This window comes from Moorena sp. SIO3I6 (assembly GCF_010672095.1).
Genome location: NZ_JAAHHU010000340.1, coordinates 1 through 4719, shown reverse-complemented (window position 1 = coordinate 4719; position 4719 = coordinate 1). Strand labels below are relative to the sequence as shown.

Below are 4719 nucleotides of genomic sequence, written 5' to 3'. Positions count from 1 at the left end.
CAAAAATTCTGTCTAATTTATCTTCTGGGATACCAATACCTGTGTCAGAGACAGTAATTGCTAGGAAAAGTCTCTGATTTTTCTCAGAAATCAATTTTGCCGATACTTCGATTTGACCCCGTTCAGTGAATTTAATAGCATTACCAATAAGGTTGAATAGAATTTGTTGCAGACGATTTTCATCAGCATATACGGGAGGTAACTTTTCATCAATAGAATTAATCAGTTTCAAGGCGTTGTTTTTTACTGAAGGTTGATTTATTGTAAGAACTACTTCAGTGATTTGTTTTACACGAATTTATTTTTTCTGGAGTTTAATATCCTGGTTACTAAGTTTTGAAAAATCTAGAATATCGTTAACAAGATTAGTTAGTCTAGAGCCACTATAGATAATAAGAGATAGATTGTTTTTCTGGGATTCTGAGAGTTGATCGACGGGGGAATCTATCATAGACTCCGCAAGGTTAATTATAGCACTGAGAGGTGTTCGTAGTTCATGAGAGGTATTAGCTAAAAATTCATCTTTAAGTTTATTTAATCTTTCCAATTGTTTATTGACAACTTGTAATCGGCTACGTTCTTCCTCTATTTGTTTTTGTCTCAACTCTTTGCTAGCTTCAATAAATTCATAACCAAGACCCTGTAATAGTCCTAAATGTCCATATTCTTTTAAATAGTTCTCCGCTTCCTCTAAAATCGTTCCTCTCCATAGCCAAATATCATTAGTTGGGTCATTTTTCCAAAGTTTAGCTACCCTTTCAATTTTCTGTTTTACTTTTATTACAGCTTGATAATCTTTGAGCCATTTTTGTAAAGTTATCCAACCATCCAACAAGGGTTCATGTGTAATAGATAAGATTGTCAGCCCAGCAGGTAACTTACTTATGCTAATTAACCTATTTGTTTGGTCAGCCAACTTGTCTGTAACTTGCTGTAAAAGTTCCAGAGATTGCTCTGGATTTGGTAAATTTTCTAAAAAAGCTTGGCTGGGTTTATAATTAGCTTTACCTGACTTAGTTGTTTCATGTTCTATCTCGACAAGTTCCAATAAAATACGCAGAGCCACTGGTTTTTCTTTCTCTTCTAGAGAATTGTAAACGCGATCGGCCCATTCACTTAGCCCATCATTGAATTGACTTAAGTGCTTGTAGATATCAATCTCAGGCTTCCATTGTAGTGCTTCTTTTAAAATTGCTACTGCTTCTTCTGTTTTTCCAGATTTTCCTAATTTTGTTCCTTCTTCGATCTTCTGAGGTGCTGCTAATTTTTTGGCAAAGGATTCCGGGTCTTTTTCTTGAGTTTTTCCTGTGCTATCAAGGTTAATATTCGGCTTATATTCTAAAGCTTGTATAAAAGCCGATCTAGCTCCCTCTATATCCCCAGATTTTGCTAGTTTTGTACCCTCATCTATCTTGGTAGGTGCTGCTAATTTTTTAGCAAAGGATTCCGGGTCTTTTTCTTGAGTTTTTCCTGTGCGATCAAGGTTGCTGGTAGGATTCAGTTCTAATGCTATTCTAAAAGCCGATCTAGCTACCTCTACATTTCCCGATTTTGCTAGTCTTGTACCCTGATCTATCTTGGTAGATGCTGCTAATTTTTTGGCAAAGGATTCCGGGTCTTTTTCTTGAGTTTTTCCTGTGCGATCCAGGTTGATATTATGCTGATATTCTAAAGCTTTTATAAAAGCCGATGTAGCTTCCTCTACCTTACCGGATTTTGCTAGTCTTATTCCCTCGTTTCGCTGCTCAATAGCTGCGTTTATCAACATGTCATCATTTGTCAATGGTTCCCAAAGGGCATTTCCTTCCTTAGCACTAAAACCAGCAATAGGTAATTCTTCCACCTCTGCAAGTTTTTGTAATGCCAGACGAGAATATTGGGTACGACCGGACATGCGTTTGAGTAGTTTGGGTCTCAGATCATGCAAAAGATAGATAATTTGATATCCTGGAAGCCAGTCTTCTTCCGCTTTTACCACTTGCAGTCGATTATCTTGTATCACCAACAATGGTACAAGTTCTCCAGAACGAATTAAGGCTTTTATATGGGCTCTTTGAAAACCAAATCCTGACTCTTTGAGAACTGTTTTTCCCAACTTAACTTGTCCATCACTGATGTACTGGTTCCAAGTTTTGATGGGCAGTTTAGACATGAAAGCTTGACTTACCTTCCCTTTATTGGTTTTTGTACCATCATCGGGATTGCCAGGAAAGACCGCTAAGACCCGGGGAGGCTGAAATTCCTCAACTGCCCGCTGCGCTAAGACTAAATTAACCTCACCATTACTGGTGAGTGCCATGAAAGTCCCTATTGATTCAATTCCCGCTTCTTCCAAAACATCGGTATCGAGACCGCTGCTTTGGAAAACTCGTAGATTTTGTTCTCTTGCCTTTTGACAAGCTTCCGAGTCTGTGTCAATCAATACCACCGATTCTCCCCGCTCTTGAAACAGACGTCCTATTAAACAACCTAATGGATTACAACCAATAATTATTGCTCCCTTTGCCTCAGAAGAGGTAATTTTCAGCCATCGGGCTACCCAAACCGCTGTTAACCCTTCTATAAAAACAGTCACCATTATGGTGAGAAAAACCAATGCTTTAATAGAATCTCCACCATTAATGCCACGCTGAGTTAACACAGTAGCAAACAAGGAAGCGCCGGAACCAGCAACAATTCCTTTGGGAGCAATCCAAGCTAAAAAAAGTTTCTGCCGCCAGTTCATGTCACTGTTGAAAGTACACACAGCCACACTAATCGGGCGAATCACTAACATCAGCATGAGCACTGTTAAGAGGCTACCCCAACCCAAGGCAAAAATACTGGCAATTGAGATATCTGCTGCTAGGAGAATAAATAAGACAGAAATACAAATAATAGTTAGTTGCCCGTGAAATCTCTTCAGCAGTCGCTCTTCCGGTACGGATGAATTTCCAAGAACCAAACCCGCGATCATAGTTCCCATTAGTCCTGATTCACTGCGGGACAGTTGAGCAAGACTAAAAACTAAGAAAACTCCAGCCAAAACCAGAACATTTTTCATGTCCTCTGAGAGAAAGCTAGTACTCTTGAGTATTAAGGCCAGTAACCAACCGCTAAAGAGCCCGATGAGACTGCCAATTCCCAAGCGCAACTCCAGAGCAATAAATGAAAAATTTGCATCAGCATAAACATTCACGATGGTACCCAGAACGACGACAGCTAAAATCAGTCCAACTGGGTCTAGAAGGACACCTTCCCCTTCTAGCAAAGTAGCAACTCGTCGGTCTACCTGTGCTTGCTTGAGTAGGGGTTTGATTACAGATGGCCCGGTAACAACCACGAGAGAGCCATAGAGAAAGGCCATTGGCCAGGGGAATGGTACCAGCCAGCGAGCTGCCATACCTCCACCAAAGAGGGTGATCAGTGTTCCCACTGTTACCAGATTACGTAAGCTACCGGACACTCGACCCAAATCTCGTAATTTTAAATTAAGACCGGCCTCAAATAGGACAATGGCTAAGGTAAATCTTTCCAGCACTTCTAAGCCTACTCCCAATTGATGAGGATGGAGTAAGGCTAAACCATCTGACCCGAGCAAGATCCCGAAGAGGAGCAAGAAAACAATACTTGGAACTTTCAAATATTCGGCAATAACTTGGCCAGAGATCCCTGCAGTAACAGCTATTGTAATTTGTAGGGTGAGTTCAAGGGAGCCTTCCATTTACTTTTGAAAATTTAATTAAAACTGATTAAGATAGCGCATTAATAACATAAAATCTCGAAAACAACTCACTTAAAAAATTATTATTCAATCGATCGCGATATTCATAACTTTGATTATTATTGAATCTATCCACCTTTTCTTGTCGGTAATCAATCTGTTTTCTAGAGAAACTACTAAAATTAGTTATACTAGCCCAACTCTCAATATCTGGAGTAAGTCGAATCATTTTTTTTGAAATTGCCCCATTAATCCATAAAATTACAGGAAACTTAAAATACTTCCACAACTCTTCTCTTACTTGATTCAGCGACGTTAGTATTTGATTGATGTCTGTGACTGACTCAAAACCACGAACCATAACGGCTGGGGGCTGTTTTTGACTGCTTATATCTTTAAGTTTTGTATGGATTAGGGTATCTGATGGCTTTAGAACAATTTCTTTTATATTCGGGCAAATTTCTTGCAATTTTTGAGCCATGTTATCGCGCAAGTCAGTCGATTCACATAGAGCTAATATTAAAGAAAACTGTCCCTGAGACATTTCAATTGTCCATACTATATCTTCAAGCGATCGCTCATTATCAGAACTCTCAAAGGATACATTTAAATCATTCATGAATTCAATTCTTCCGCACCTTCTAAAATAGGATTAATATCAAACCAAGACCCTTTAGTATCACTATATTCGTAAACAAACATACTACGAATTAAGATTTTATATCCGTCATCTCCTGTAACTTTTTTAGAACGAACTACTTGACGCAGTAATTCCCATTCATTAGGTTCAATTGCCAAAACCATTTGGTCACGCTTTTTTTGAATTACTTTTTTCAAAGTTTCACTAGAAAGAGGTAATTTCTTTTCCTGACGAATACAGTCATACAGGAATCTCAACAAATTACGAATATGACCACCACTGACCAAACACAAAAGCTCTAAAGTTTTAGGACTATCAAAAAGTTCTGTGATTTTTTGGAGACGTTGATTTGACTCTAGTTCGGGAAAAGCTCTTG

Annotated in this window: 3 protein-coding genes and 3 pseudogenes; all 6 read right to left on the bottom strand. The window is 38.8% G+C overall.

Features of this window, described 5'->3' with window-relative positions; all coding sequences use genetic code 11:
* Window positions 1-232: ATP-binding protein (locus F6K49_RS35595; protein ID WP_293104358.1), on the bottom strand; the 232-nt coding region annotated here is incomplete at its 3' end.
* A 66-nt stretch (window positions 233-298) separates the two neighbouring features.
* Window positions 299-547 (bottom strand): histidine kinase dimerization/phospho-acceptor domain-containing protein, encoded by a 249-nt coding sequence (locus F6K49_RS53765; protein ID WP_366514265.1) that lies wholly within the window; start codon window positions 545-547, stop codon window positions 299-301.
* Window positions 548-742: 195 nt separating this feature from the next.
* Window positions 743-1144 (bottom strand): annotated as a pseudogene (locus F6K49_RS53760) (hypothetical protein); the annotation flags it as partial.
* A gap of 681 nt (window positions 1145-1825) precedes the next feature.
* A pseudogene (locus F6K49_RS35585) lies at window positions 1826-3703 on the bottom strand (cation:proton antiporter); the annotation flags it as partial.
* A 28-nt stretch (window positions 3704-3731) separates the two neighbouring features.
* Entirely contained in the window at window positions 3732-4322 is a 591-nt protein-coding gene (locus F6K49_RS35580; protein WP_293104355.1) for a hypothetical protein, read from the bottom strand.
* Window positions 4319-4719, bottom strand: a pseudogene (locus F6K49_RS35575) (ATP-binding protein); the annotation flags it as partial. The gene F6K49_RS35580 and the pseudogene F6K49_RS35575, both read right to left, overlap by 4 nt.

Coding starts and splice junctions, on each gene's coding strand:
- F6K49_RS35580 (WP_293104355.1), bottom strand. CDS start 4,322: ATGAATGATTTAAATGTATCCTTTGAGAGTTCTGATAATGAGCGATCG.